Source organism: Sphingosinicella humi (assembly GCF_003129465.1).
GTDB lineage: Bacteria > Pseudomonadota > Alphaproteobacteria > Sphingomonadales > Sphingomonadaceae > Allosphingosinicella > Allosphingosinicella humi.
In genome coordinates this window covers 152202-176125 of sequence record NZ_QFFF01000002.1, presented here as the reverse complement: position 1 = coordinate 176125, position 23924 = coordinate 152202, and the positions used below count along the sequence as shown (strand labels likewise).

Genomic DNA, 23924 nt, shown 5'->3' with positions numbered 1-23924 from the left:
TTGCGGACCATGGCGGCTGATGGGCGGGGCAGCACCCGTGCCGCCGTCGTTCACGCGCACCGTCGTCGCCACTGAGGAGGGATCGATGCAGGAGCATGCAGGCCACAAGGACGCGAGGCAGGCGGTGAAAGGTCACTATGGCGGGCTCGGCGTCGAAATGGCGGCCCATTTCATCATCATGTATCTCGTCATGTACACGATGATCGCCTCGCTCGATCACTTCTATCCCAATAATAACACGCTCTGGATGACACTGATGATGGTGACGCCGATGGCGCCCATCATGATGCTGACGATGCGTTCGATGTTTCCCTCCCGGCCGCTCAACGTTGCCGTCGTCGCGGTCGCGGTTTTGGTGTTCGCAGGCAGCTTCTGGGCCATGCGCGCCCAAGGCGGCATCGGCAACGAGGAGTTCCTGAAATCGATGATCCCGCACCATTCGGGCGCGATCCTGATGTGCGAGCGGGCGTCGATCAACGACCGGGAGATTGCCGACCTGTGCCGGGACATCGTCGCGGCACAGGAGCGCGAGATCGCGCAGATGCAGCGCATCCTGGAACGCTACTGATGCGTTGCGAACTGGAAACATGGACCCTGAAAGTTCGGGGTGACGACTATGCCCCAGCCTCCGCTGCCTTGGCCTCCCGCCGTGCCAGCCGTCGCTTGCGCCAGCCGTGGTAGCCGAAGCGGCTCGGGAACATGATAATTCCGGTGATGATTACGATCAGTGCCAGCGCGGTCGAGATGATGAGCAGCGGCGTGTTGAAATCCTCGTGGTTCTTGAAGTCCATGATGTGGAGCGCCCAGAGGAAGTCGAACGTCCGCCACAGGGTTGATCGCCGCGCCGTCACCGCGCCGGTGTCCGCCGCGACATAGAGGGCGCGGCTGGCGCCGTCCTCGAAGTCGATCCGCCAGGCGGGGAGGGAGCCGCGATATTCGGTGGTGTTCTCGGTCACCTCCGAGACGCGCGCCGCCCGCTCGTCCCCGTCATGATCGCGCTCGGCGATGGCGACGGCCATGGAGGCGGGGATGGGCGAGATCCGCTGCCCGGTCGAAAGATCATAGAGGCGGGGACGCTGCTCGCCGCTGGTGATCAAGGCGACCGGTTCGCCCATCAGGCTGCGCAGCTCGATCTTGTCCGCGCCGGCGGCTCCGGACGCCGCCACTCGAGCCAGCCCGGCGGCGGCGGCATCGAGGGAGACGGGTTGGACCGGCAGTTGGGCGATACGATGCTCGCTGCGCACCGTCTCGATCGGCGCGATCGCGAAGAAGAGACCGCTGACGAACCAGAAGAGGATCTGGATCGCCATCAGCAGCGCCAGCCACTTGTGAACCTTTGCCGAAACCCGCGCCCAACTCATACCCATGCTCCCGCTATTGGAGGCGAGGACGTAGCAAGCCTGCCCATTATAGAGCAATCCGTGCTGTCGTGCTGGACGCTTAAGCGCCGCGACGGCTCATGAAGGCCAGTCGCTCGAACAGCATCACGTCGGCCTCGTTCTTGAGCAGCGCACCGTGAAGCGGCGGGATCGCGCTCTTGGGATCGCGCGACTGGAGGATGTCGAGCGGCATGTCCTCGTGGAGCAGCAGCTTCAGCCAGTCGATCAGTTCGCTGGTCGACGGCTTCTTCTTGAGCCCCGGCACCTCCCGCACCTCGTAGAAAATGTCCATCGCCTTTTGCACCAGCATTTTCTGGATGCCCGGGAAGTGCACGTCGACGATCGCCTGCATGGTCTGGCGATCCGGAAAGGCGATGTAGTGGAAGAAGCAGCGGCGGAGGAACGCGTCCGGGAGCTCCTTCTCGTTGTTCGAGGTGATGACGACGATCGGACGCTCCGTGGCCTTCACCGTCTCGCCGGTCTCGTAGACGTGGAACTCCATCCGATCGAGCTCCTGGAGGAGATCGTTCGGGAATTCGATGTCGGCCTTGTCGATCTCGTCGATCAGCAGCACCGGCAGCTTGGGCGAGGTGAACGCCTCCCACAGCTTGCCGCGCTTGATGTAGTTGGAAATGTCGTGGACCCGTTCGTCGCCGAGCTGGCCGTCGCGGAGCCGCGCTACCGCGTCATATTCGTAGAGCCCCTGATGGGCCTTGGTGGTCGACTTGACGTGCCATTCGATGAGCGGCGCGCCGACGGCCGCGGCGATTTCGTGGGCGAGGACGGTTTTGCCCGTGCCGGGTTCGCCCTTGACCAGGAGGGGACGGCGGAGCGCCACCGCCGCGTTCACCGCGACCTTGAGGTCCTCGGTCGCGACATAGCTTTTAGTGCCTTCGAAACGCATGGCCCGCGCATAGGCGAGGCCGCTGGCGGGCGCAATGATCAGACGGCGGCGCGCGCCTGGCCTCTCGCTTCTAGCAGGTCCCAAAGGCCGAAATGCTGGATCACGACCTGCTCGGCGCCGAAGAGCAGGGCCCGCTGCAGGGAAGGGGTGGCGGCGAAACCGTCGGCGAGGTCCGCAATCGCCGTGGCATCGGCGAACGGCCAGGCCGGTGCGTCGACTCCGAAGCGGCGGCCGGCGGCATCGAGCACGCTGCGGATCGCGCTCCAATCAAGCACCACCGCCAAAGCCGCGCCCACGGCGCAGCCATTGCGCTCCGATTGGGACAGCATCTCCAGGGCGTGGCGCTGGCCGAGCACGGCGCCGGCGCTGTCGGCGGCGCCCGGCGTACTCGGAAGCGGTCCGGCGGCGACGGCGAGGCGGGCGAGATAGGCCCGCTCGGCGGCGAAACTGTAGGTGGCGTCGTTGAACCAGCCGCGCACCAAGGGATCGACGCAACGGTTGGCGGCATGATCGACCACGCCCGGATAGCGGCCGTGAAGCGCCGCCAGGAAATGCACGGCATCGGCGAGATTGCGCGGGGCCTCGCGACCGGACAGCAGGTCTTCGGACGTAAGGTAGGCATGGGCGGCGCTGCCCTGGGCAGCGGCTGAGGACAGCAGCAGCTCGCCGGCGCGCGGGCTCCGTGCAAGTCCGACCGATGCTGAAGCCATGCTGGCCCTCCCGAATTGACAAACCGAGTAACGGCTTGTCGCTGATTTACCTAAACCGATTGGCGTAAAAATGCGGTTTATGAAGCGTTAGGCACACCGAAAACTGTGGAAAACTCTGCTCCGGGCGACCGGTGCTCCACGAGTCCCCACGCGCGTCTCTGTTCGTCTCCGAATTCGAACAGCACCGGTGCCATATCGTCGATTAGGGTCGGGCTGCCGCTTATCGCTGGATACCGCCGTCCTGTCGCTCTTTGTGCGCCTGCCGTCATGATACCCCCGATGTTCGTGGGGGAAGCTGGCGGCTTGTCGAAAAGGAGAGTCTGTATGCGAAGCGTAACGAGGATGTTCCTGTGCGCGGCCGCGATCACGGCCATGGGTGCCACGCCAGCCCTTGCCCAGAAGGGACCGGGGCCGAAGCCCGGCAAGGCTGCCGCCGAGCGGGGCGAGGTGCCTCGCGGTATTCTGATCGCCATGCAAAAAGCCTTCCCCCAGGTGGGCCATGGCTCTGACGTGCCCCGCGGCAATGGCAAGGGTTGGGGCCATCTGCTTCACAATCACGACGACGAGACGCCGGTCAGCCCCTGAACCGGGGGGCGGCCCCGGCGCGTGGCGCCGGGGCCGTACCCTCGGACCTTCCGCGGGAGCTTACGCCGCCAACTGCACCCAATCCTGCTCGGCCTCGACCGGCGCGGGGTCTGCAATGGCTTCGGCAGCCACGCGCGGCTCCGGGAAGAACCAGCGGGAAACGAACACGATCATTCCGGCCGCCGCATAGCCGACGAGGGTCAGGGTCGGGTTGAGGAAGAGCAGCAGCGGAAGCGCCAGTCGGAGCCAGTTGGGGTTGAAACCGAGATCGTCGCCGATCGCCTGGCATACGCCGAAGAAAGTGTCGTCGCGGGCGAAGAGGGAAGGCTGGGCGGTCGGCATGTTTGGCTCCTTTCGGGTTGGTTGCCCGATGCAGAGCAGGAGCCGTGCCAAATGGGGGAAGTGGCCGGATTTCAGAGGGTTGGTCGCAGCAAGCGTTTGGCGTAGCCGCAAATGTGGTGAGATACGCCACCACTTGTTGGGAAATTTCACTAGTGCACACATCCGTTCGTCCCGAGCGTAGTCGAGGGGCGCTGGCACTGACTCATCACGGGCGCCCCTCGACTACGCTCGGGACGAACGAGGTGGGGGTCAGTTCGCGGTGTTCACGCAACGAGAAAAGGCCGTCACGGGAGTGAATCCCGTGACGTCGATCGGGCTCAGCTTTGCTGACCCGTCGGCCGGACTGCGCGCTCTCTTCGCGCTGCTCCGGCGGCTGCCCTGCAGCCGGCGTCGCTACGCTCGGGCGCTTGTCACTGGTCCAAAAAGCTCCGCATCTTGCGGCTGCGCGACGGATGCTTCAGCTTCCTCAGAGCCTTGGCTTCGATTTGGCGGATGCGTTCGCGGGTGACCGAGAATTGCTGGCCGACTTCCTCGAGCGTGTGATCGGTGTTCATGCCGATGCCGAACCGCATGCGTAGCACGCGTTCCTCGCGCGGGGTGAGGGAGGCGAGGACTCGCGTCACCGTCTCCTTGAGGTTGGCCTGGATCGCGGCGTCGACCGGGATCACCGCATTCTTGTCCTCGATGAAATCGCCGAGGTGGCTGTCCTCCTCGTCGCCGATCGGCGTCTCGAGGCTGATCGGCTCCTTGGCGATCTTCATCACCTTGCGGACCTTCTCCAGAGGCATGGAGAGGCGCTCGGCCAGTTCCTCCGGGGTCGGCTCGCGGCCGATCTCGTGGAGGATCTGGCGGCTGGTCCGCACCAGCTTGTTGATCGTCTCGATCATGTGGACCGGGATGCGGATGGTGCGCGCCTGGTCGGCGATCGAGCGGGTGATGGCCTGCCGGATCCACCAGGTGGCGTAGGTGCTGAACTTGTAGCCGCGGCGATATTCGAACTTATCGACCGCCTTCATCAAGCCGATGTTGCCTTCCTGAATAAGATCAAGGAATTGCAGGCCTCTGTTCGTATATTTTTTCGCGATCGAGATGACGAGCCGGAGGTTCGCCTCGACCATTTCCTTCTTGGCGATGCGCGCCTCGCGCTCCGCCTTCTGGACCTGGTTCACGATGCGGCGGAACTCGGCGAGGCTCATGCCGGTCGCCTGGGCGATCTCGGCGATCTCGGTGCGGATGCGCTCGATCGCGGCGCCTTCCTCGCTGCAGAAGGCGGCCCATTTCTTGTCGACCTTGCAGACGCGGTCCGACCAGCTCTCGTCGAGCTCGTGGCCCATATAGGAATCGAGGAAGTCCTTGCGCTTGATCTTGTGGCGCTCGGCGAGGCGCAGCATCTGGCCGCCCAAGGCGGTCAGGCGGCGATTGTAGCTGTAGAGCTGGTCGACGAGATATTCGATCTTGGCGCCGTGAAACTGGACGCTCTCCACCTCGGCCGTCAACTGCTCGCGCAGCTTCTGATATTTATTCTCCTCGGCCTTGGGGAAATCGTGGCCGGCGCCCATCGCGTCCATGCGCGCGGACTGAAGCTTGGCGAATTTCCGGAAAAGCGCGGTGATGGTGGCGAACTTCTCGAGCGCCTGGGGCTTTAGCGCCTCCTCCATCTGGGCGAGGGAGAGGGTGTTGTCCTCATCGTCGTCGTCGGACGCGCGCGGGGTGCGGCGCTCGACGAGGCCGTCCTCCTCGTCCTCGGACTCTTCCTCTTCGACCTCTTCCTCCTCCTTGTAGGAGGGGCCGGCGGTCTTCTCGGAAATCTCGCCTTCGCCGTCCTCGTCGCCTTCGACCTGCTCCGGGGTCGGACCCTTGGAGAGCATCGCGTCGAGGTCGAGGATCTCGCGCAGCTGCATATTGCCCTCGTTGAGGGCGTTCGACCATTCGATGATGGCGTTGAAGGTGATCGGGCTTTCGCACAGGCCCCAGATCATCGTGTCGCGGCCGGCCTCGATGCGCTTGGCGATGGCGATCTCGCCCTCCCGGGAGAGGAGCTCGACGGCGCCCATCTCGCGCAGGTACATGCGGACGGGATCGTCGGTGCGGTCGACGGTCTCCTTCTTCTTCTCGACGACGAAGGTCTGGCTCTCCGCGGCATCGACTTCCTCGACGCCCGCATCCTGCTCGCCCTCCTCCTCGTCGGCCTCCTCATTCTCGACGACGTTGATGCCCATCTCCGACAGGGCAGACATGACGTCCTCGATCTGCTCGGAGGACATCTGGTCCTGCGGCAGGCCGTTGTTCAGCTCGTCATAGGTGATGTAGCCGCGCTTCTTGGCGCGGGCGATCAGCTTCTTGAGGGAGGCATCGTTGAGGTCGATGAGGGGCGCATCGCCGCTCTCGGTCTTCTCGTTCGCCTCGGCCGTATTCGTCTTTGCCATTCGCACGCCTTAATCTGTACCGCCGCCTTCGCCCATCATCAGCGTGGCAAGCTTCCTGTCCGCATCCTCGCGTGCCGCCCGGAGCCGTTTCTGCTCGTCGAACGCCACTTCATCGAACTTTTCCTTCAACCGGGCGGTCGCCGCTTCATAGGCGGCGTCCAGTCCAGGCCGTGCCGCCAAAGTTTCGATGACCAGAACGAGATCGCGGCGAGCACGTTCCGGGTCGGCGTCACGTCGGATAAAGGAAAAGGCCAAACCTTGTCTTAAGTGCAGCCCCTCGATGAGAGCAGCCGCGCCTGTCTGGGCCAATATGGTATTAAGCGCCTCCTGATCAAGCTCGCCGTGCACGAGCGCCGCGTCGAGCAGCGTCGAGCGAAGCTGGACGGCCGCTTTTTCCGCCAGCGGAAGGGCGGCGATCTCCTGAATATGGCCCGCAATGACCTCGGGAAAACGCAGCAGGCCGTGGAGGACGGCGTGGCTCCATTGAGGATCGAGACCGCCGCTCGCGACCGCCCGGGCGCGCGGCGACGTGGGGCGTTGCGGCACGAACTTGCCGCCCCCCTTCCACGGTTGGCGCGGGGTCCATGGCTCGCGCCTGGGGCGGGTGAGGGTGTTGAAGCGCTCCAGCAGCTCATGACGATACTGGTCGCGCACGTCCGGATCGCCGATCGCGGAGACATGGTCAAGGAGGCGGCGCTTGAGCCCGGCGCGCTGCTCGGGCGTGGCGAGCGGCTCGGCGGTGCTTTCGTGGCGCCAGAGCCGGTCGACCAGGGATTCGGGCTTTTCGAGCAGCTCTTCCAGCGCCGTACGGCCCTTGGCGCGGAGCAGGTCGTCCGGGTCCTGTCCGGCGGGCATGGTGACGAAGCCTAGGGAGCGGCCCGGGCCGACATGGGGCAGGGCACGAAGGGCGGCACGCACCGACGCCTTTTGCCCCGCCGCATCGCCGTCGAAGCAGAGGATGGGAGAGGGGCTGAGGCGCCAGAGGAGGCCGAGCTGCGCTTCTGTTAGGGCAGTGCCGAGGGGAGCGATGCTCTCGCCAATCCCGGCCCGATCGAGGGCTATCACGTCCATCTGGCCTTCGACGACGATAACGCGGCCGGCGGACCGGCTCGCGGGGCCGGCCTTGTCGATGTTGAAGAGGGTGCGGCCCTTGTCGAACAGCGGTGTGTCGGGCGAGTTCAGATATTTGGGCTCGCCGGGGCCGAGAATGCGGGCGCTGAAGGCGATGCAGCGGCCGCGGGCGTCGCGGATCGGGAAGGTGAGTCGGCCCCTGAAGCGATCGTAGGGCTCCTTGCCCTCGTCCGGGGCGATCAGCAGGCCGGCCTCGACCAGCTTGTCGTTGCCGAAGGCCTTGAGCGCGCCTTTCAGCCGGAGGCGCGCGTCGGGCGCAAAGCCGAAGCCGAATTTGCGCCGCGTCGCCGCGTCGATGCCGCGCTGGTCGAGATAGGCGCGGGCCGGACCACCTTCGACGCCCTCCAGCTGTTCGGTGAACCAGCGGGCGGCCGCCTCCATCACCTCGTAGAGCCCGGCCGCACGCTCCGCCTTCGCCTGGGCACGCGGGTCGGGCGCGGGCACTTCCATGCCCGCCGCGTCGGCCAGCTCCTTCACGGCGTCCATGAAGGTGAGGCCCTGGGCATCGGTCAGCCAGGAAATGGCGTCGCCATGGGCCTGGCAACCGAAGCAGTGATAGAAGCCCTTCTCGTCATTGACGTAGAAGCTGGGGGTCTTCTCGTTGTGGAAGGGGCAGCACGCCTTGAACTCGCGGCCGGCGCGGGTGAGCTTCAGCTGCTTCTGGATGAGGGACGAGAGGTGGGTTCGGGCGCGCAGCTCGTCGAGGAAGGCAGGGGAGAGGCTCATGGTGTGTTCTTGACGGACGCTGAGGGGCGCGCCTCGACTTCGCTCGGCACGAACGAGGTTGGTGCTGGCTCAGACGTTGAGGGACCTATGCGCGAGACATCCAATCCGTTCGTCCCGAGCGTCGTCGAGGGGCGCTCGTGAGGCGGTCGGGCAAAATATCCGACCCGCTCCCAGTCACCGGCGATTAGCGCTTGCTTCTTGGCTCGGGACCAGTTCTTCACCCGCCGCTCGAACGCCAGAGCGTCGTAACGCTCGCCGGTCCAGTCGCACCAGACGAGCTCCACCGGTCGCCTCCGCTTCGTCCAGTCCGATGCCAGGCCTTCCCGATGCTCCCAGAGACGCTTCTCCAGGTCGTCCGTGTGGCCGGTGTAATAGGAGCCATCGCGGCAGCGGAGGATATAGACCCAGAACTGCATCGATGCCGTGCCCGTGCCCCTCGACCCTTCGGCTTCGCTCAGGAGAGCCTTCGCTCGGGACGAACGAGGTCCCTGAGATTACCTCTGCAACCTATCCCTGCAGCCGCGCCTTCACCATGCCGCTGGCCTTGCTCATGTCCAGCTCGCTGGCGTGGCGTTCCTTGAGGACGGCCATGACCTTGCCCATGTCCTTGACCGATCCGGCGCCGGTTTCGGCGATGATCGTGTCGATGGCGGCGTTCGCTTCCTCGTCGCTCATCTGGGCGGGGAGGAATTCCTCGATGACCGCCACTTCCGCCGTCTCGGCCTCGGCCAGCTCCGGTCGTCCGCCTTGTTCGTACATGGTGATCGATTCGCGCCGCTGCTTGATCATCTTCTGCAGCACTTCCGTCACTAGCGCGTCGTCGTCGGGCGCCGTGTCGCTGCCGCGAAGCTCGATGTCGCGGTTCTTGAGGGCCGACTGGATGAGGCGGATTGTGGCGGTGCGGGGCTTGTCGCCGGCCTTCATGGCCGTCACCAGCGCCGCCTTCAGACGATCGCGAATCATGTCACTCTCTTTTCGGATTTCACCGGAAAGGGTGCACGATAGCGCCCGGCTTTCCGTTTTAATAGATTGACGCTCACCGCCCCGGCCTCTAGCGGGTGAGACTTAGCAACATCGCCAGATCAAACCCCAAGGAGTGCCCGCCAGATGGCCGACGCCAAACACACGCCCACGCCCTCAGGAGCGACGGGCGTATTGGTGTTAGCCGATGGAAGCGTCATCTGGGGCCACGGTTTCGGCGCCGAAGGCGAGGCCGTCGGCGAGGTGTGCTTCAACACCGCGATGACCGGCTATCAGGAGATCATGACCGATCCGTCCTATGCGGCGCAGATCGTCACCTTCACTTTCCCGCATATCGGCAATGTCGGCGCCAACTACGAGGATCTGGAGGCGGACAATCCCTTCGCCCTGGGCTGCGTGGTGCGCGAGGACGTGACGGCGTCTAGCAATTTCCGGGCGGTGCAGGGTTTCGACGCCTGGATGAAGGCGAACGGGCGGATCGGGCTGTCGGGCGTCGATACGCGGGCGCTGACGCGGAAGATACGCGTGGGCGGAGCGCCGAACGGGGTGATCGCGCATAATGCTGCGGGCGAGTTCGATGTCGAGGCGTTGCTGCAAAGGGCGCGCGAATGGCCGGGGCTGGAGGGGATGGACCTCGCCAAGGAGGTTTCGTGCCGGCAGATGTATCGCTGGTCCCAGCGACTGTGGCGCTTGGGGCAGGGGTATGAGGAGCGCCCCTCGACTTCGCTCGGGACGAACGAGGTGGGTGGAAGCCAAGCTGGCCGAGGTGAGGCCGATGGAGGTCAAAAGACTCCGTTCGTCCCGAGCGAAGTCGAGGAGCGTACCACGAGCGTCGATCCAGACGATCACGACCCCCGCCCCCACGTTGTCGCGATCGATTATGGCTCCAAGCGCAACATCTTCCGCAATCTGGCCAACGCCGGAGCGCGGGTGACGGTGCTTCCCGCCACCGCCACCTTTGAGGAGGTGATGGCGCACGAGCCGGACGGCTTCTTCCTCTCGAACGGTCCCGGCGATCCGGCCGCGACGGGCGAATATGCGGTGCCGGTGATCCGGCAGATGCTGGAGACCGGAAAGCCGCTCTTCGGCATCTGCCTCGGCCACCAGATGCTCGGCCTCGCCGTCGGCGCCAGGACGTCCAAGATGCACCAGGGCCATCGCGGCGCCAACCATCCGGTGAAGCGGCTGTCGGACGGGCGGGTGGAGATCACCAGCATGAATCACGGCTTCGCGGTGGAGACCGAAAGCCTGCCGGACAATGCGCGGCCGACGCATATCTCGCTGTTCGACGGGAGCCTCGCGGGGCTGGAACTGACGGACCGGCCGGCGTTTTCGGTGCAATATCACCCGGAGGCGAGCCCGGGGCCGCAGGATAGCGCGTATTTGTTCGAGAAGTTTGTGAAGCAGCTCAGAAAATGATGGGGCAAATCGAACCTAGGCACTTCGTGGCGAGCGCGTTGAGCCTGACAGCCTCAGTCGTTCTAGTAAGCTGCGGTAAGCCGTCGATTCCGATCGATTCACAAGCTTTTCTCGTTAAGGCAAGGGAGGAATGCGGGCTCGCCCGCAATGAGATGACTTGGCAAATGTTTGACAAACAGACGGTCGGGATACGGCCGACCCCTGATGCCGCCTATCAAAAAATCGATTGCTTCATCGGTAAGGTTGGCGATGCCGGCTTTGAGTTGGGCTTTGTTGGCAATGAGGCCATTCAATAATGCCCAAACGCACTGACATCTCCTCCATCCTCATCATCGGCGCGGGCCCGATCGTTATCGGCCAGGCGGCGGAGTTCGATTATTCGGGGACTCAGGCGGCCAAGGCGCTGAAGGCCGAGGGCTATCGGATCATCCTGGTCAACTCCAATCCGGCGACGATCATGACCGATCCGGAGCTGGCCGATGCGACCTATGTCGAGCCGATCACGCCGGAGCTGGTGGCGCGGATCATCGAGAAGGAGCGGCCGGACGCGGTGCTACCGACCATGGGCGGACAGACGGCGCTCAACACGGCGCTGGCGCTGTTCAAGGACGGAACGCTCGACAAATATGGCGTCAAGATGATCGGCGCCGATGCCGACGCCATCGAGATGGCCGAGGATCGCCTCAAGTTCCGCGAGGCGATGGACCGGATCGGGCTGGAAAGCCCGCGCTCGGCGATCGCGCACAGCCTCGATGACGCCATGAAGGCATTGGAGCATACCGGCCTTCCGGCGATCATCCGGCCGAGCTTTACGCTGGGCGGCACCGGCGGCGGCATCGCCTATAACCGCGAGGATTTCGTCCAGATCGTGACCGGCGGGCTGGAGGCCTCGCCCACCAACGAGGTGCTGATCGAGGAATCGGTGCTCGGGTGGAAGGAATATGAGATGGAGGTGGTGCGCGACCGCGCCGACAACGCCATCATCATCTGCTCGATCGAGAATGTCGATCCGATGGGCGTCCATACCGGCGATTCCATCACCGTCGCGCCGGCGCTGACCCTGACCGACAAGGAATATCAGATCATGCGCAACGCGAGCATCGCGGTGCTGCGTGAAATCGGCGTCGAAACAGGGGGTTCCAACGTCCAGTTCGCGGTGAATCCGAAGGATGGGCGGCTGGTCGTCATCGAGATGAACCCGCGCGTCAGCCGTTCCTCGGCGCTGGCCTCCAAGGCGACGGGCTTTCCGATCGCCAAGGTCGCTGCGAAGCTGGCGGTGGGCTACACGCTCGACGAAATCGACAACGACATCACCGGCGCGACGCCGGCGAGCTTCGAGCCGACGATCGACTATGTCGTCACCAAGATCCCGCGCTTCGCCTTCGAGAAGTTCAAGGGATCGGAGCCTCTGCTCTCGACCGCGATGAAGTCCGTCGGCGAAGTGATGGCGATCGGGCGGAATTTCCACGAGAGCCTGCAGAAGGCGCTGCGGGGGCTGGAGACGGGGCTGATCGGGCTCGACGGCGTCAAGGCGCTCTACGGGGCGCCGAAGGTCGAGATCGAGGCGGCGCTGGCGCGGCCGACCCCGGACCGGCTGCTGGTCGCGGCGCAGGCGCTGCGCGAGGGCCTGACCGTGGCGGAAGTCCACGCCATCGCCAAATATGATCCCTGGTTCCTGGAGCGGCTGAAGGAAATCGTCGACGCGGAGGAGGGCGTCTGCCGGGACGGCATTCCCAACGACGCGGCGCAGCTGAGGCGCCTCAAGGCGATGGGCTTTTCCGACAAGAGGCTGGCCGAGCTGGCGATCAAGTCGGCCCATATCCCGCATGGCGTCGGCAAGACGCTGGCGCGCGGGCACGGGCTCATCCACGATGCGGTCAAGGCCCTGACGGGGGCGACCACCGAAGCGGAGGTGCGGCGGCTGCGCCACCGGCTCGGCGTTCGGCCCGTGTTCAAGCGCATCGACACCTGCGCGGCGGAGTTCGAGGCGAAGACGCCCTACATGTATTCGACCTACGAGGCGCCGAGCTTCGGCGCGCCGGAGGATGAGAGCCAGCCGTCAGACCGGCGCAAGGTGGTGATCCTCGGCGGCGGGCCGAACCGGATCGGGCAGGGCATCGAGTTCGACTATTGCTGCGTCCACGCTGCCTATGCCCTGAAGGAAGCCGGGTTCGAGACCATCATGGTCAACTGCAATCCGGAGACGGTCTCGACCGACTATGACACGTCGGACCGGCTCTATTTCGAGCCGCTGACGGCCGAGGACGTGCTCGAGATCCTGCATGTCGAGCAATCGCGCGGCGAGCTGGTCGGCGTCATCGTCCAGTTCGGCGGGCAGACGCCGCTGAAGCTGGCGGCGGCGCTGGAGAAGGCGGGGATTCCGATCCTCGGCACTTCGCCCGACGCCATCGATCTCGCCGAAGATCGCGAGCGGTTCGCGATGCTGGTCGACAAGCTCGGTTTGAAGCAGCCGCGCAACGGCATCGCCCGCAGCCGGGACGAGGCGCTCGCGGTGGCCGAGCGGATCGGCTACCCGGTGCTGACGCGGCCGAGCTACGTGCTCGGCGGGCGGGCGATGGAGGTGGTCGACGGGCCGGCCCAGCTCGACGACTATATCGTGACCGCCGTCCAGGTCTCCGGCGACAGCCCGGTGCTGATCGACCAGTATCTGCGCGACGCGATCGAGGTCGACGTCGACGCCATCTCGGACGGGAAGGACGTCGCCATCGCCGGCGTCATGCAGCATATCGAGGAGGCGGGCGTCCATTCGGGCGACAGCGCGTGCTCGCTGCCGCCCTACAGCCTGTCGCCCGACATCGTCGCCGAGATCGAGCGGCAGGCGCGGGCGCTGGCCTTGGCGCTGGGCGTCGTCGGGCTGATGAACGTGCAGTTCGCGGTCAAGGCCAGCGGCCGCGAGGCCGAACAACCCAGAGACCAGGTTTATCTGATCGAGGTCAATCCGCGCGCCAGCCGGACCGTGCCCTTTGTCGCCAAGGCGATCGGTGCGCCCATCGCCAAGATCGCGGCGCGGGTGATGGCGGGCGAGCCGCTGATGAGCTTCCTGCCGATCAAGCGCGACGTCGCCCATATCGCCGTCAAGGAGGCGGTGTTCCCGTTCGCGCGCTTCCCCGGCATCGATCCCGTGCTGTCACCGGAAATGAAGTCTACCGGCGAAGTGATGGGAATATCGGACGATTTTGCTATCGCATTCCTGAAGTCCCAGGTCGGCGGCGGCGTCCATCTGCCGGGCGAGGGCACATTGTTCGTGTCGGTGAAGGACAGCGACAAGTCGGCCATCGTGCCGGCGGTCCGCGCGATCATCGACCTCGGCTTCAAGGTGATCGCCACCCAGGGCACGGCCGAATATCTGTTTGAGCAGGGGCTGGAGGTCGCGCAGGTCAACAAGGTGGCGCAGGGGCGGCCGCATATCGTCGACAAGATCAAGGACGGCGAGGTCGACCTCATCTTCAACACCACCGAAGGCTGGCAGAGCCACAAGGATTCCGCGTCGATCCGCGCCTCGGCGCTGATGGCTAAGGTGCCCTATTTCACCACCGCCGCTTCGAGCGCCGCGGTGGTGAAGGCGATCGCCGCCCAGCGCGACCACCACCTTGAAGTGCGCTCACTCCAGGACTATTATTCCGTTTCCCAAGCTTGATCCTGACAATTTGCGTTAAAGTCAGGCGGTCTTTTCAAGAAAAGACGGCTGAAACCAGTTTTACGAAAGGCGTTGTTATGGCGACCGTCGACAAGATGCCGATGCTGGCCGAAGGTTATGAAAAGCTTCAGACCGAGGTGCGTCACCTGAAATTGGTCGAGCGGCCGGCGATCATCGACGCGATCGAGGAGGCGCGCGCCCACGGCGACTTGTCGGAAAATGCGGAATACCATGCGGCCAAGGAGCGGCAGGGCCAGATCGAGGCGACCATCGCCGATATCGAGGACCGCCTCAGCCGCGCGATGGTGATCGATCCCACGACGCTTTCCGGCGACAAGGTCGTGTTCGGCGCGACCGTTCACCTCGTCGATGAAAACGACAAGCCGGTGAAATACCAGATCGTCGGCCAGACCGAGGCGGACGCGAAGGTCGGCCGCATCAGCTATTCCTCGCCCCTGGGCCGCGCGCTCATCGGCCGCCAGGTCGGCGACGAGGTCGAAGTGACGACCCCGTCGGGCGACAAATATTACGAGATCGAGAAGATCGAGTTCATCTGACGGTGCGACCGCCGGAAAGCTGGCAACTAGCGAGGGTCACGCTCGCCATCGCGGCCGTGACGGCCTTTGCCTGGCTGGCGGCGACGCTGACCGGCGCCGGCGACCTCGCGGCGATCTGGGGCGGCTTCATCCCGGTACGCGTGACCGGCGTCACCGGCGATGAGGGGCTGACCCCGGTCTTCCTGACGCCGCTGACGGCGACGCTGGTCCATGCCGGGATCATCCATCTCGGCTTCAACCTCCTTATCCACCTCTTCTGCGGCCGCTCGGTCGAGACGATCATCGGCGGGCGGCAGCTCGCCATTCTCTATGTCGTCGGCGCCTATGCGGCGGCGGCGGCGCATTATGCGGTGGATCCCTTCGACCGGACGCCGATGGTCGGCGCCAGCGGGGCGATCTCGGCGGTGCTCGGCGCCTATTCGATGATGTTCGGCCGCAATCGGGTGAAGGTGGCCAACCCGACCTTGGCGCTGTGGCTCAATGCGCTGTGGCTGGCGGTGGCCTGGGTGGGGCTGCAACTGATCATCGGCTTCACCTTCGAAACCGCCGGCGCCCGCATCGCCATCGCCGCCCATATCGGCGGCTTCATCGCCGGGCTGCTGCTGGCGAAGCCGCTTTTGCTGCTGAGGTATCGGGGCGCATAGCCGTCATTGCGAGGAGCGGAGCGACGCGGCAATCCAGCCCCGCGCCGCTGGATTGCCTCGCGGCGCTCGCAATGACGCGACCGGCGCCTAGGCCTTCTTCTGGTCGAGCTCCGGCTCCATCAGGCGGTGGAGGTGGACGACGACATATTTCATCTCGGCATCGTCGACGGTGCGCTGCGCATTGGCGCGCCAGGCGTCGAGGGCGCTGGCATAGTCGGGGAAGAGGCCGACCAGGTGCACCGAGGGGAGGTCGACGAAGTCGAGACCCTGCGGGTCCTTGACGCGGCCGCCGAAGACGAGATGGAGCTTGCTCATGAGGTTACCTCGAACGTGAAAGTTGGCGTCCGCCTAACACGCCAAGGCGCTGAAGCAAGAGGGGCGATTGCCACCTGCCCGATCGTTCGTCCCGAGCGTAGTCGAGGGGCGTACGTGATGACTCCGTGCCAACGCCCCTCGACTTCGCTCGGGACGAACGAATGAAGTTCACCTCAGATGTGTTCACCCGAGCGGACGGTCGTCAGCCCCGCTTCTCCATGAAGTTGACCAGCGCATCGAAGCCGTTGCGCTGGACGTAGCTGTTGAAGTCCGCTTCCTGCGCCACGGCGATGTTGACCCCGCCCACCGTGAGGTTCGTGACCTTGTAGCCGCCACCGACCTTGGCAAGCGCCCAGATGGCGTTCACCGGCCGCGCACCGGGGCGGGTGACCTGGGTCAGGACGGCGGCGCTGTTGCCCTGGTTCTGCACGCGCACGACCTTTATGTCGGCGTCAGAATAATCGTAGAGCCGATCGGCATAGGTGCCGACGATGAAGTCGGGAAAGGCCGTCTTATAGGCCTTGTACTGCACATCGCTGATCTTGGGCCGCCAGCGGCGGATCAGCCGGTCGCCGATCGCGTCGACGGCGAAATGCTGGGCGAGGAGCGAACGGAACTTGCCCCGGGCGGTCCCCTTGTCGCCCTTGAGGACGCCGAAGCCGGTCGTCGCGAGGCTCTGGACGAATTTGCCCGGATCCTGGTTGCTCACCTGGGCGGTAGCGGGAACGGCGGCGATGGACGAGCCCGCGAGGATAGCGGCGACGATAACGGAACGCATCAAGACAGGTTCTCCTCCAAAGGTTCGGCGATTTCGCGAACGACGCGCAAACGCCCCCGCAAGTTCCGGAAATCCCATCACTTCCGGACGAGCGAGGGCGGTTGGAGACGCCTTATTGAGTGGGCGTCCGCTTCAGCGTCTGCTTGGCGGCAGTAGCCGAGCTGCGCGCGGCCTCGCCGGCGCTGCTGGTGAGCTCGTCCAGCTTCTGCTTGGCGGTCTCGCGGTTGAAACCGAGCTCGTCGAGCTTGCTGGTGCCGGCATCGCGTGCCGCCAGCGCCGCCTCACGGGCCCGCTCGTTCACACGCCGGCCATAGTCGCCGAACAGCTCCTCCTCGCGGCGCGTTCTCGGCAGGATGGCGCCGATGAGGGCGCCCAGCGCGAGGCCGCCGATGAGCGCGGCAGCGGGATTGGCATCGATGCCCTGAGCAGTGCGCTGGCGGGCATAGGAGGCGTTCTCGCGAGCGCTGCCATAAGCCTGGCTGGCGCGTTCGCGGGCGCTGCTATAGGCGTCGCCGGCGCGCTCGCGGGCGGCGCTCGTCCTTTCACGCACCCTGTCCTTGGCGGCGGACATGCGGCCGTTCCTGCCGGTGTCGGTATCGCGATCCATATCCGTCGTCGTCATACAGTCACTCCTTCCTTCTTGGACCTTTTCACCAGGGGGGCGGTGAGGTCATATTCCTGGTCGTGATGATCGAGATCGGCCCGGATGATGCCGGCCTCCTCTTCCTCGTCCTGCCGGAAGAAGCCGGAGGCGAGGCGCCAGAGCGGCTCGCGGGCGAGGAACAGGACGATGCCGGCGAGGATGCCGGACGCGGCGATCGGCCGTCCCTTCACCGTCTCGATGGCTCCGTCCGCCATTTCGCCGCCCTTCTCGCGCACGCCGTCCCAAGCGCTGCTCATCAGGTTGGCCGGTTTCAGCCGGTGCTGGACGGCGCCCGCCGTGGAGGCAAATTGCCGCCGCGCCTGCTCCGCCGCACGCTTGGCCTGTTCGATCCGATTGGCCTCGGGCGTCATGGGTTGCGCTCCCCGGCGCTGATCGCCGCCTTCTCCTCGGCGTCGCCCGACAGCGCCGCCATCTTTCCGAGGCCGAAGCGGACGAGCAGGAAAGCGATGGCGCCAGTAGCCGCCAGGACCACGAGGCCGGCCGCCACCGGGCCGATCAGGACGGCGAGCCCCATCACCAGACCGACCAGCGCGGCGATCAGGCCCGCAAAGGCGAGGAAGCCGCCGGCCGCGAGCGCGATCGCCCCGGTCCGCGCCTTGCCGATCCGGTAGAGCGCGATCTGCTTGTAGAGCCTGACTTCCGCCGCGGCTACGTTCCGCCCATCCTCGACGAGCTGCTGGATCAGATCGCCGAGCGAATCGTCGTCAGGTCGTTCGATGCGTCCGTGCAAGATCAGATACCCGCGCCGTCGGTCGTGGTCGTGTCACCTGCCGTTGTCGTGCTGGTGGTGCCCGTGCTGGTGGTGCCGGTCGGCGACTGCCCGATGGCGGGCGGAGTGGTGGTCTCGCCGCTCTGGCCCTCGGCCATGCCGGACTTGATCAGCCGCGCCAGCGCGAAGCCCACCGCGGCGGCGGTGCCGATGGCGATCACCGGGCTCTTGCGGACGATGGCCCGGGCGTCGTCGATCAGCTCGTCGACATCCTTGCTGCGAAGCGTATCGGCAAAGCCCGAAACGGCGTCGGCCGCGCGGCGGGCATAGTCGCCATATTCGGCGCCAAGCCTCTCGTCGATCGACTGGGCGGATTCGCTCACCGCCCGCGAGAACTCGCCCAGCGCGTCGGCGGCGCGGGTCTTGCCGTCCACCGCATATTCTCGGGCCTTGCCGCTCGCCTGGTCGCGAAGGGCGGCCGATCGTTCCTTGATCTGGGCCACGGCCTTATCGCGCTTGGTGCCGGTGGTGCCGCCGGTGTCGTCGGCCTGGCCGCTGCCGACGAATCCGCCGCTGGATCCGGTGCTCGCGCTGGTGCCCGCGCCCCTTTCCATCGCGCCGTTGATGATGTGGTCGGTTCCTTCGGGAAGTTCAGGGTTGCGCGGGGGCATTTGGTTTCCTCCAGACTTAAGGGGTGGGCCCGTTCCTCGATCTCGAAAACTCGCTCGGCCCGGCTTCCGTTCCGCCGGTGAGATCGAAAGTTGCTTCTCCTGGGTCGCGCCGATAGACGCGGCCTGCCAGCCATCATAGACCGAAACAGGGGCCGTATAAATGACCGCCATTCTCGATGTACATGCGCGCCAGATTCTCGACAGCCGCGGCAATCCGACGGTGGAGGTGGAGGTCTATCTGGAGGATGGCAGCATGGGGCGGGCGGCGGTCCCGTCCGGCGCCTCGACCGGCGCCCATGAAGCGGTCGAGAAACGCGACGGGGACAAGGGCCGCTGGCTCGGCAAGGGCGTGAGCCAGGCCGTCGACGCGGTTCGCGGCGAGATCTCCGACGCGATCGTCGGCATGGAGGCCGAGGACCAGGCGGAGATCGACGCCCTGCTGATCGACCTCGATGGGACGGAGAACAAGTCGCGGCTCGGCGCCAACGCGATTCTCGGCGTCAGCCTCGCGGTGGCCAAAGCGGCGGCGGACGCGCGCGGCCTTCCGCTCTATCGCTATGTCGGCGGCGTGTCGGCAAACCTGCTTCCCGTGCCGATGATGAACATCATCAACGGCGGCGAGCATGCCGACAATCCGATCGACTTCCAGGAGTTCATGGTCATGCCGGTGGGCGCCGACAGCATCGCGGAAGCGGTGCGCTGCGGCGCCGAAATCTTCCACACCCTGAAGAAGGGCCTGTCGGAAGCGGGGCTTTCGACCGCTGTGGGCGACGAGGGCGGCTTCGCGCCGGCACTGGCGTCGACCACGGACGCGCTCGACTTCATCATGAAGTCGGTGGAGCGCGCCGGCTACACCCCCGGCGACGACGTCGTGCTGGCCCTTGATTGTGCCTCGACCGAGTTCTTCAAGGACGGCGCCTATCGGATGGAAGGGGAGGGGAAGACCCTCTCGCCCGCCGAAATGGCCGACTATCTCGCCGACCTCACCCGCCGCTACCCGATCCTGTCGATCGAGGACGGCATGGCCGAGGACGATTTCGAAGGCTGGAAGGCGCTCACCGACAAGATCGGCGACAAGGTCCAGCTGGTGGGCGACGACCTGTTCGTCACCAATCCCGAGCGCCTTGCCATGGGAATCGACAAGGGCCTCGCCAATTCGCTGCTGGTGAAGGTCAACCAGATCGGAACGCTCACCGAGACGCTGGACGCGGTCAACATGGCCCACCGCGCCCGCTACACGGCCGTCATGTCGCACCGTTCCGGCGAGACCGAGGACACGACCATCGCCGATCTCGCCGTGGCCACCAATTGCGGACAGATCAAGACCGGCAGCCTCGCCCGTTCCGACCGCCTCGCCAAATACAATCAGCTCATCCGAATCGAGGAGGAGCTGGGTTCCGCCGCAAAATATGCAGGTCGGAGCATCTTCGCAGCGAAATCCGCTTGATTCCGGGACGTTTTACTGATTCTGTTAACCCTGTGAGCACGGGGACGCGAACCACAATCGAATTGATCAAGCGGGCGGCGCTGCCGGCGCTGGCGGTGCTCATCATCGCCAACTTCCTCGGCTATGCCGTGGTCGGATCGAACGGCGTCCTCGCGTGGGGCGACTATCGCCGGGTGAAGGAAGAGAAGAGCGTCGTCCTGGCCCGGCTCCAGGAGGAGCGGGCGCGGCTCGCCCATCGGGCGGAACTGCTCGATCCCAAGAGCGCCGATCCCGACCTCGCCGACGAGATGGTGCGGCGCCAGCTCGGCGTCGTCCGGCCCGACGAAGTCATCATCCAGATTCCGGAATAGGCTTTGTCACTTCGGACTTGATCCGGGGTCGCATGAAGCCGAGCTGTCCTTCTTTGGCTCGGGCGATGGTCCTGAATTCCGGCGTTCGCCGGGAATGACGACGGGTCATTGGCATGACAGGGTTGGCCCCATGTTGCGCCCCTGAACGTTTGCGGCCATAGAGCCCGCGTCACGTCATTAGCAGCTTGGAAAGGGGCCGAAGAAGTGGCCAAGGCAGCATCGTCGAAGCGCTCAAGTCCGGAGAAGGACGCTACGGCCTCGCCGCCGCCCACGCCCAACCGGCCGCGTCCGCCCGAGCCCAAGCGGCATAAGGCGGATAAGGCCGAGATGCTGGAATATTACCGCCAGATGCTGCTCATCCGCCGCTTCGAGGAGCGCGCCGGGCAGCTTTACGGTCTCGGCCTCATCGGCGGCTTCTGCCACCTCTACATCGGCCAGGAGGCCGTCGCCGTCGGACTCCAGTCGGCCATGGATTTCAGCAAGGATTCGGTAATCACCGGCTATCGCGACCATGGTCACATGCTCGCTTACGGCATCGATCCCAAGGTGATCATGGCCGAGCTCACCGGGCGCGAGGCCGGCATTTCGAAGGGCAAGGGCGGCTCGATGCACATGTTCAGCGTCGAGCATAAATTCTACGGCGGTCACGGCATCGTCGGCGCTCAGGTGCCGTTGGGGGCAGGCCTCGCCTTCAAGCATAAATATGCCGGCGATGGCGGCGTCTGCCTGGCTTATTTCGGCGACGGCGCAGCCAACCAAGGCCAGGTCTACGAGGCGTTCAACATGGCTTCGCTCTGGGCCCTGCCGATCATCTTCGTGATCGAAAACAACCAATATGCCATGGGCACCAGCGTCAACCGCGCCAGTGCCGAGGACCAGCTCTACAAGCGCGGCGAATCCTTCCGCATTCCAGGCCTGCAGGTCGACGGCATGGACGTGCTCGAAGTGCGCGGCGCTGCCACGACGGCACTCGAATGGGTGCGCAGCGGCAAGGGACCCATCCTGCTGGAGCTCAAGACCTATCGCTATCGCGGTCACTCCATGTCGGACCCGGCCAAATATCGCTCGCGCGAGGAGGTTCAGGCGGTGCGCGACAAGTCCGATCCGATTGAGGCGCTGAAGCGCGAGCTGGAGAAAGCGGGCGTGTCCGAGGACGAGCTCAAGAGCATCGACAAGGACATCCGCGCCATCGTCGCCGAGTCGGCCGACTTCGCCGAGCAGTCGCCCGAGCCCGATCCTTCCGAGCTTTACACTGACGTTCTGGTCGAGAGCTACTGATGACCATTGAGATCAAGATGCCCGCCCTTTCCCCGACGATGGAGGAGGGGACCCTCGCCAAGTGGCTGGTGAAGGAGGGCGACACGGTGTCCTCCGGCGACATTCTCGCCGAGATAGAGACGGACAAGGCGACGATGGAGTTCGAGGCGGTGGACGAAGGCACGGTCGCCAAGATCCTTATTCCCGAAGGGACCGACGAGGTGAAGGTCGGAACCGTGATCGCGGTTCTCGCCGGCGAGGGCGAAGACGCCTCTGCCGCGGCCGAGGCGCCGGCTAAGCCGGAGCCGAAGGCCGTCCAGGAAGAGGCACCCGCGCCCGAATCCGGCGAGCCCACGAAAATGGAGACCGGCGCTCGCAATCTCGTCGCGTCGGTCGAGAAGGCTGAAATCCGCGACCCCGAAGTGCCGGAAGGCACCGAAATGGTGCGCATGACCGTCCGCGAGGCGCTCCGCGACGCCATGGCGGAGGAAATGCGGACGGACGACCGCGTCTTCGTGATGGGCGAGGAAGTCGCCGAATATCAGGGCGCGTACAAGGTCACGCAGGGCTTGCTCGAAGAGTTCGGCGACCGCCGCGTCATCGACACGCCGATCACCGAATATGGCTTTGCCGGGGTCGGCACCGGGGCCGCGATGGGAGGGCTCAGGCCCATCGTCGAGTTCATGACCTTCAACTTTGCCATGCAGGCGATCGATCACATCATCAATTCGGCCGCCAAGACCAACTATATGTCCGGCGGCCAGATGCGGATCCCGATCGTATTCCGCGGCCCCAATGGTGCGGCCGCCCGCGTCGCCGCCCAGCACAGCCAGAATTTCGCCGCCTGGTACGCGCACGTGCCGGGGTTGGTGGTGATCGCGCCTTATTCGGCCGCGGATGCCAAAGGCCTGATGAAGGCCGCTATCCGCTCCGAAGACCCTGTCGTCTTCCTCGAGAATGAGCTGATGTACGGCCAGAGCTTCGACGTGCCGAAGCTCGACGATTATGTCCTTCCCATCGGCAAGGCTCGGATCGCGCGCGAGGGCAAGGACGTGACCTTCGTCAGCTATTCGATCGGTGTCGGCGTCGCCCTGGATGCCGCCGGCAAGCTCGCCGAGGAAGGGATCGAGGCCGAGGTCGTGGACCTGCGCACGCTTCGCCCGCTCGACCGGGAGACGGTGCTGAAGAGCCTCGCCAAGACCAACCGCATCGTCTGCGTCGAGGAAGGCTGGCCGACCTGCTCCATCTCGGCCGAGATCGCGGCGATCGCCATGGAGGAGGGGTTCGACGACCTCGACGCGCCGGTGCTGCGCGTGACGAATGTCGACGTGCCGCTTCCCTATGCCGCGAACCTGGAAAAGCTGGCGCTGGTGAAAGTGGAGGACGTCGTCGCGGCGGCCAAGAAGGTCTGCTACCGCTGACCTTTGAAATCAAGTCATCCCGGCGAAAGCCGGGAGCCAAGAACACCGAGCGGATGGGTGAGGCGATGACGTCGTCACCGAAATGGCCGAGGCCGGGTTTTTGGATCCCGGCTCCCGCCCGGATGACGGTTGTTGGCACGGCGTGGTGACGGCATGACGCCGCTCGATCCGGACCGCACCCTTGCCCTGTCCTATGTCCCGGCCAAGCGCCGGGCGCCGGTCGAGGCGCTTTGGCGGCTCGACGCGGCGCTGGGGGCGGTGCTCGCCGGGGGGCGGGAACCGCTGATTAGCCAGATCAAGCTCGCCTGGTGGCGCGAGGCGCTTGAGAAGCTCGACCGGGAAAAGGCGCCCGCCGAGCCGGTTCTGCAGACCCTCGCCGAACATGTCGTGCCGATCATTTCCGGAGCGGCGCTTTCGGACCTGGAGCAAGGTTGGGCTGTGCTGCTCAGCCCGGATCCGCTTTCGCCGACCGATCTCGACCGTTACGCGGCGCGCGGGCGCGTGCTCTTCCGCTACTCCGCCGAGCTTCTGGGCGGGCTGGCGAACGAGGCAGTGGAGCGCAGCGGAGAGATCTGGGCCCTGGCGGATCTCGCCCGGCACAGCGGAGAACCGGACGCGACGGCCGCGCTCGAAAGGGCGGGACGGCTTGAAGTCAGCGATCATCGGTGGCGGGCGGCGTTGCGGCCCCTCGGCATGCTTTGGGCGCTCGCCCGCCGCGACGTCGAGCATGGCCGTGGTCGGCTTGAGCCGCAAGGCTCGCCGGGGCGGATGATGCGCATGCTGAGGCACCGGTTCACGGGCCGCTGATTTTCGGTTAGCTTCCCTTCCACTACGGCGAGGGGGAGGGGAG

At 65.4% G+C, this 23924-nt stretch carries 26 protein-coding genes; 12 read left to right on the top strand and 14 right to left on the bottom strand.

All coding sequences use genetic code 11. From position 1 onward, the window contains the following. The first annotated feature begins 19 nt into the window (after positions 1–19). On the top strand, positions 20–568 hold the full coding sequence (locus tag DF286_RS14170) for a DUF305 domain-containing protein (protein WP_243444896.1): 549 nt from the start codon (positions 20–22) through the stop codon (positions 566–568). A gap of 46 nt (positions 569–614) precedes the next feature. On the opposite strand, the gene DF286_RS14165 is transcribed toward DF286_RS14170, so the two are convergent. The 3 genes from DF286_RS14165 to DF286_RS14155 form a co-directional block, all read right to left on the bottom strand. Beyond that, positions 615–1367, bottom strand: a complete 753-nt coding sequence (locus DF286_RS14165; protein WP_109272332.1) for a PepSY domain-containing protein — start codon at positions 1365–1367, stop codon at positions 615–617. A gap of 73 nt (positions 1368–1440) precedes the next feature. Further along, on the bottom strand, positions 1441–2283 hold the full coding sequence (locus DF286_RS14160) for an AAA family ATPase (protein WP_109272331.1): 843 nt from the start codon (positions 2281–2283) through the stop codon (positions 1441–1443). A gap of 38 nt (positions 2284–2321) precedes the next feature. Then, complete coding sequence (locus tag DF286_RS14155) at positions 2322–2993, bottom strand: DUF6975 family protein (RefSeq protein WP_109272330.1); 672 nt, start codon at positions 2991–2993, stop codon at positions 2322–2324. 324 nt (positions 2994–3317) lie between these two features. Between DF286_RS14155 and DF286_RS14150 the strand changes: the two genes are divergently transcribed. Next, positions 3318–3578 carry a hypothetical protein gene (locus tag DF286_RS14150; protein ID WP_146193641.1) on the top strand — a complete coding sequence of 87 codons (261 nt, stop codon included), beginning with the start codon at positions 3318–3320 and terminating at the stop codon, positions 3576–3578. Positions 3579–3638: 60 nt separating this feature from the next. Here the strand turns inward: DF286_RS14150 and DF286_RS14145 are convergent, their stop codons facing one another. The 5 genes from DF286_RS14145 to DF286_RS14125 all read right to left on the bottom strand — a co-directional run bounded on the left by DF286_RS14145 (position 3639) and on the right by DF286_RS14125 (position 9166). Continuing rightward, positions 3639–3920 carry a PspC domain-containing protein gene (locus tag DF286_RS14145; protein ID WP_109272328.1) on the bottom strand — a complete coding sequence of 94 codons (282 nt, stop codon included), beginning with the start codon at positions 3918–3920 and terminating at the stop codon, positions 3639–3641. A 410-nt stretch (positions 3921–4330) separates the two neighbouring features. After that, positions 4331–6346 carry an RNA polymerase sigma factor RpoD gene (gene rpoD, locus DF286_RS14140; RefSeq protein ID WP_109272327.1) on the bottom strand — a complete coding sequence of 672 codons (2016 nt, stop codon included), beginning with the start codon at positions 6344–6346 and terminating at the stop codon, positions 4331–4333. 9 nt (positions 6347–6355) lie between these two features. After that, positions 6356–8203 (bottom strand): DNA primase, encoded by a 1848-nt coding sequence (gene dnaG / locus DF286_RS14135; RefSeq protein WP_109272326.1) that lies wholly within the window; start codon positions 8201–8203, stop codon positions 6356–6358. Further along, the gene (locus DF286_RS14130; protein WP_109272325.1) at positions 8200–8619 is read right to left on the bottom strand and encodes a GIY-YIG nuclease family protein; all 420 of its coding nucleotides are present in this window, start codon (positions 8617–8619) and stop codon (positions 8200–8202) included. The genes dnaG and DF286_RS14130 overlap by 4 nt, the downstream gene beginning before the upstream one ends. 91 nt (positions 8620–8710) lie before the next feature. Beyond that, positions 8711–9166, bottom strand: coding sequence for a GatB/YqeY domain-containing protein (locus tag DF286_RS14125; RefSeq protein WP_109272324.1), 456 nt, complete (start codon positions 9164–9166; stop codon positions 8711–8713). Between the two features lie 144 nt (positions 9167–9310). Here DF286_RS14125 and carA point away from each other — a divergent pair, with 144 nt between their 5' ends. The 5 genes from carA to DF286_RS14100 all read left to right on the top strand — a co-directional run bounded on the left by carA (position 9311) and on the right by DF286_RS14100 (position 15462). Beyond that, positions 9311–10603: a glutamine-hydrolyzing carbamoyl-phosphate synthase small subunit gene (gene carA, locus DF286_RS14120; RefSeq protein ID WP_109272323.1), complete on the top strand. Its 1293-nt coding sequence runs from the start codon at positions 9311–9313 to the stop codon at positions 10601–10603. Next, positions 10600–10899, top strand: coding sequence for a hypothetical protein (locus DF286_RS14115; protein ID WP_109272322.1), 300 nt, complete (start codon positions 10600–10602; stop codon positions 10897–10899). Before carA ends, DF286_RS14115 begins: the two co-directional genes overlap by 4 nt. Continuing rightward, a complete protein-coding gene (gene carB, locus DF286_RS14110) occupies positions 10899–14261 on the top strand; it encodes a carbamoyl-phosphate synthase large subunit (RefSeq protein ID WP_109272321.1) in 3363 nt (1120 codons plus the stop codon). Before DF286_RS14115 ends, carB begins: the two co-directional genes overlap by 1 nt. A 77-nt stretch (positions 14262–14338) precedes the next feature. Continuing rightward, entirely contained in the window at positions 14339–14818 is a 480-nt protein-coding gene (greA, locus tag DF286_RS14105; protein WP_109272320.1) for a transcription elongation factor GreA, read from the top strand. 2 nt (positions 14819–14820) lie between these two features. Continuing rightward, a complete protein-coding gene (locus tag DF286_RS14100) occupies positions 14821–15462 on the top strand; it encodes a rhomboid family intramembrane serine protease (protein WP_109272319.1) in 642 nt (213 codons plus the stop codon). A gap of 87 nt (positions 15463–15549) precedes the next feature. Here the strand turns inward: DF286_RS14100 and DF286_RS14095 are convergent, their stop codons facing one another. The 6 genes from DF286_RS14095 to DF286_RS14070 form a co-directional block, all read right to left on the bottom strand. Beyond that, entirely contained in the window at positions 15550–15777 is a 228-nt protein-coding gene (locus tag DF286_RS14095) for a DUF4170 domain-containing protein (protein ID WP_109272318.1), read from the bottom strand. Positions 15778–15979: 202 nt separating this feature from the next. Continuing rightward, positions 15980–16555: an MlaC/ttg2D family ABC transporter substrate-binding protein gene (locus DF286_RS14090; protein WP_109272317.1), complete on the bottom strand. Its 576-nt coding sequence runs from the start codon at positions 16553–16555 to the stop codon at positions 15980–15982. Between the two features lie 112 nt (positions 16556–16667). Continuing rightward, positions 16668–17177 (bottom strand): hypothetical protein, encoded by a 510-nt coding sequence (locus DF286_RS14085; protein ID WP_109272316.1) that lies wholly within the window; start codon positions 17175–17177, stop codon positions 16668–16670. Next, positions 17174–17569: a DUF3618 domain-containing protein gene (locus DF286_RS14080; protein WP_109272315.1), complete on the bottom strand. Its 396-nt coding sequence runs from the start codon at positions 17567–17569 to the stop codon at positions 17174–17176. Before DF286_RS14080 ends, DF286_RS14085 begins: the two co-directional genes overlap by 4 nt. Beyond that, positions 17566–17949, bottom strand: coding sequence for a phage holin family protein (locus DF286_RS14075; RefSeq protein WP_158274703.1), 384 nt, complete (start codon positions 17947–17949; stop codon positions 17566–17568). Before DF286_RS14075 ends, DF286_RS14080 begins: the two co-directional genes overlap by 4 nt. Positions 17950–17951: 2 nt before the next feature. Then, the gene (locus DF286_RS14070; protein WP_109272313.1) at positions 17952–18599 is read right to left on the bottom strand and encodes a hypothetical protein; all 648 of its coding nucleotides are present in this window, start codon (positions 18597–18599) and stop codon (positions 17952–17954) included. 160 nt (positions 18600–18759) lie between these two features. On the opposite strand from DF286_RS14070, the gene eno reads away from it, so the two are divergent. The 5 genes from eno (at position 18760) to DF286_RS14045 (ending at position 23881) form a co-directional block, all read left to right on the top strand. Then, on the top strand, positions 18760–20046 hold the full coding sequence (gene eno, locus DF286_RS14065; RefSeq protein WP_109272312.1) for a phosphopyruvate hydratase: 1287 nt from the start codon (positions 18760–18762) through the stop codon (positions 20044–20046). Positions 20047–20108: 62 nt separating this feature from the next. Then, positions 20109–20396 carry an FtsB family cell division protein gene (locus tag DF286_RS14060; protein ID WP_341533246.1) on the top strand — a complete coding sequence of 96 codons (288 nt, stop codon included), beginning with the start codon at positions 20109–20111 and terminating at the stop codon, positions 20394–20396. A 204-nt stretch (positions 20397–20600) separates the two neighbouring features. Next, the gene (gene pdhA / locus DF286_RS14055; RefSeq protein WP_109272311.1) at positions 20601–21674 is read left to right on the top strand and encodes a pyruvate dehydrogenase (acetyl-transferring) E1 component subunit alpha; all 1074 of its coding nucleotides are present in this window, start codon (positions 20601–20603) and stop codon (positions 21672–21674) included. Beyond that, the gene (locus DF286_RS14050; RefSeq protein WP_109272310.1) at positions 21674–23074 is read left to right on the top strand and encodes a pyruvate dehydrogenase complex E1 component subunit beta; all 1401 of its coding nucleotides are present in this window, start codon (positions 21674–21676) and stop codon (positions 23072–23074) included. The genes pdhA and DF286_RS14050 overlap by 1 nt, the downstream gene beginning before the upstream one ends. Before the next feature lie 132 nt (positions 23075–23206). Beyond that, on the top strand, positions 23207–23881 hold the full coding sequence (locus tag DF286_RS14045) for a squalene/phytoene synthase family protein (RefSeq protein ID WP_146193640.1): 675 nt from the start codon (positions 23207–23209) through the stop codon (positions 23879–23881). Positions 23882–23924: the final 43 nt, after the last annotated feature.

What these genes read in the sequence shown, in the direction of transcription:
- DF286_RS14170 (WP_243444896.1), top strand. Translation starts at nt 20, where the DNA reads ATGGGCGGGGCAGCACCCGTGCCGCCGTCGTTCACGCGCACCGTCGTC.
- DF286_RS14165 (WP_109272332.1), bottom strand. Translation starts at nt 1,367, where the DNA reads ATGGGTATGAGTTGGGCGCGGGTTTCGGCAAAGGTTCACAAGTGGCTG.
- DF286_RS14160 (WP_109272331.1), bottom strand. Translation starts at nt 2,283, where the DNA reads ATGCGTTTCGAAGGCACTAAAAGCTATGTCGCGACCGAGGACCTCAAG.
- DF286_RS14155 (WP_109272330.1), bottom strand. Translation starts at nt 2,993, where the DNA reads ATGGCTTCAGCATCGGTCGGACTTGCACGGAGCCCGCGCGCCGGCGAG.
- DF286_RS14150 (WP_146193641.1), top strand. Translation starts at nt 3,318, where the DNA reads ATGCGAAGCGTAACGAGGATGTTCCTGTGCGCGGCCGCGATCACGGCC.
- DF286_RS14145 (WP_109272328.1), bottom strand. Translation starts at nt 3,920, where the DNA reads ATGCCGACCGCCCAGCCTTCCCTCTTCGCCCGCGACGACACTTTCTTC.
- rpoD (WP_109272327.1), bottom strand. Translation starts at nt 6,346, where the DNA reads ATGGCAAAGACGAATACGGCCGAGGCGAACGAGAAGACCGAGAGCGGC.
- dnaG (WP_109272326.1), bottom strand. Translation starts at nt 8,203, where the DNA reads ATGAGCCTCTCCCCTGCCTTCCTCGACGAGCTGCGCGCCCGAACCCAC.
- DF286_RS14130 (WP_109272325.1), bottom strand. Translation starts at nt 8,619, where the DNA reads ATGCAGTTCTGGGTCTATATCCTCCGCTGCCGCGATGGCTCCTATTAC.
- DF286_RS14125 (WP_109272324.1), bottom strand. Translation starts at nt 9,166, where the DNA reads ATGATTCGCGATCGTCTGAAGGCGGCGCTGGTGACGGCCATGAAGGCC.
- carA (WP_109272323.1), top strand. Translation starts at nt 9,311, where the DNA reads ATGGCCGACGCCAAACACACGCCCACGCCCTCAGGAGCGACGGGCGTA.
- DF286_RS14115 (WP_109272322.1), top strand. Translation starts at nt 10,600, where the DNA reads ATGATGGGGCAAATCGAACCTAGGCACTTCGTGGCGAGCGCGTTGAGC.
- carB (WP_109272321.1), top strand. Translation starts at nt 10,899, where the DNA reads ATGCCCAAACGCACTGACATCTCCTCCATCCTCATCATCGGCGCGGGC.
- greA (WP_109272320.1), top strand. Translation starts at nt 14,339, where the DNA reads ATGGCGACCGTCGACAAGATGCCGATGCTGGCCGAAGGTTATGAAAAG.
- DF286_RS14095 (WP_109272318.1), bottom strand. Translation starts at nt 15,777, where the DNA reads ATGAGCAAGCTCCATCTCGTCTTCGGCGGCCGCGTCAAGGACCCGCAG.
- DF286_RS14090 (WP_109272317.1), bottom strand. Translation starts at nt 16,555, where the DNA reads ATGCGTTCCGTTATCGTCGCCGCTATCCTCGCGGGCTCGTCCATCGCC.
- DF286_RS14085 (WP_109272316.1), bottom strand. Translation starts at nt 17,177, where the DNA reads ATGACGACGACGGATATGGATCGCGATACCGACACCGGCAGGAACGGC.
- DF286_RS14080 (WP_109272315.1), bottom strand. Translation starts at nt 17,569, where the DNA reads ATGACGCCCGAGGCCAATCGGATCGAACAGGCCAAGCGTGCGGCGGAG.
- DF286_RS14070 (WP_109272313.1), bottom strand. Translation starts at nt 18,599, where the DNA reads ATGCCCCCGCGCAACCCTGAACTTCCCGAAGGAACCGACCACATCATC.
- eno (WP_109272312.1), top strand. Translation starts at nt 18,760, where the DNA reads ATGACCGCCATTCTCGATGTACATGCGCGCCAGATTCTCGACAGCCGC.
- DF286_RS14050 (WP_109272310.1), top strand. Translation starts at nt 21,674, where the DNA reads ATGACCATTGAGATCAAGATGCCCGCCCTTTCCCCGACGATGGAGGAG.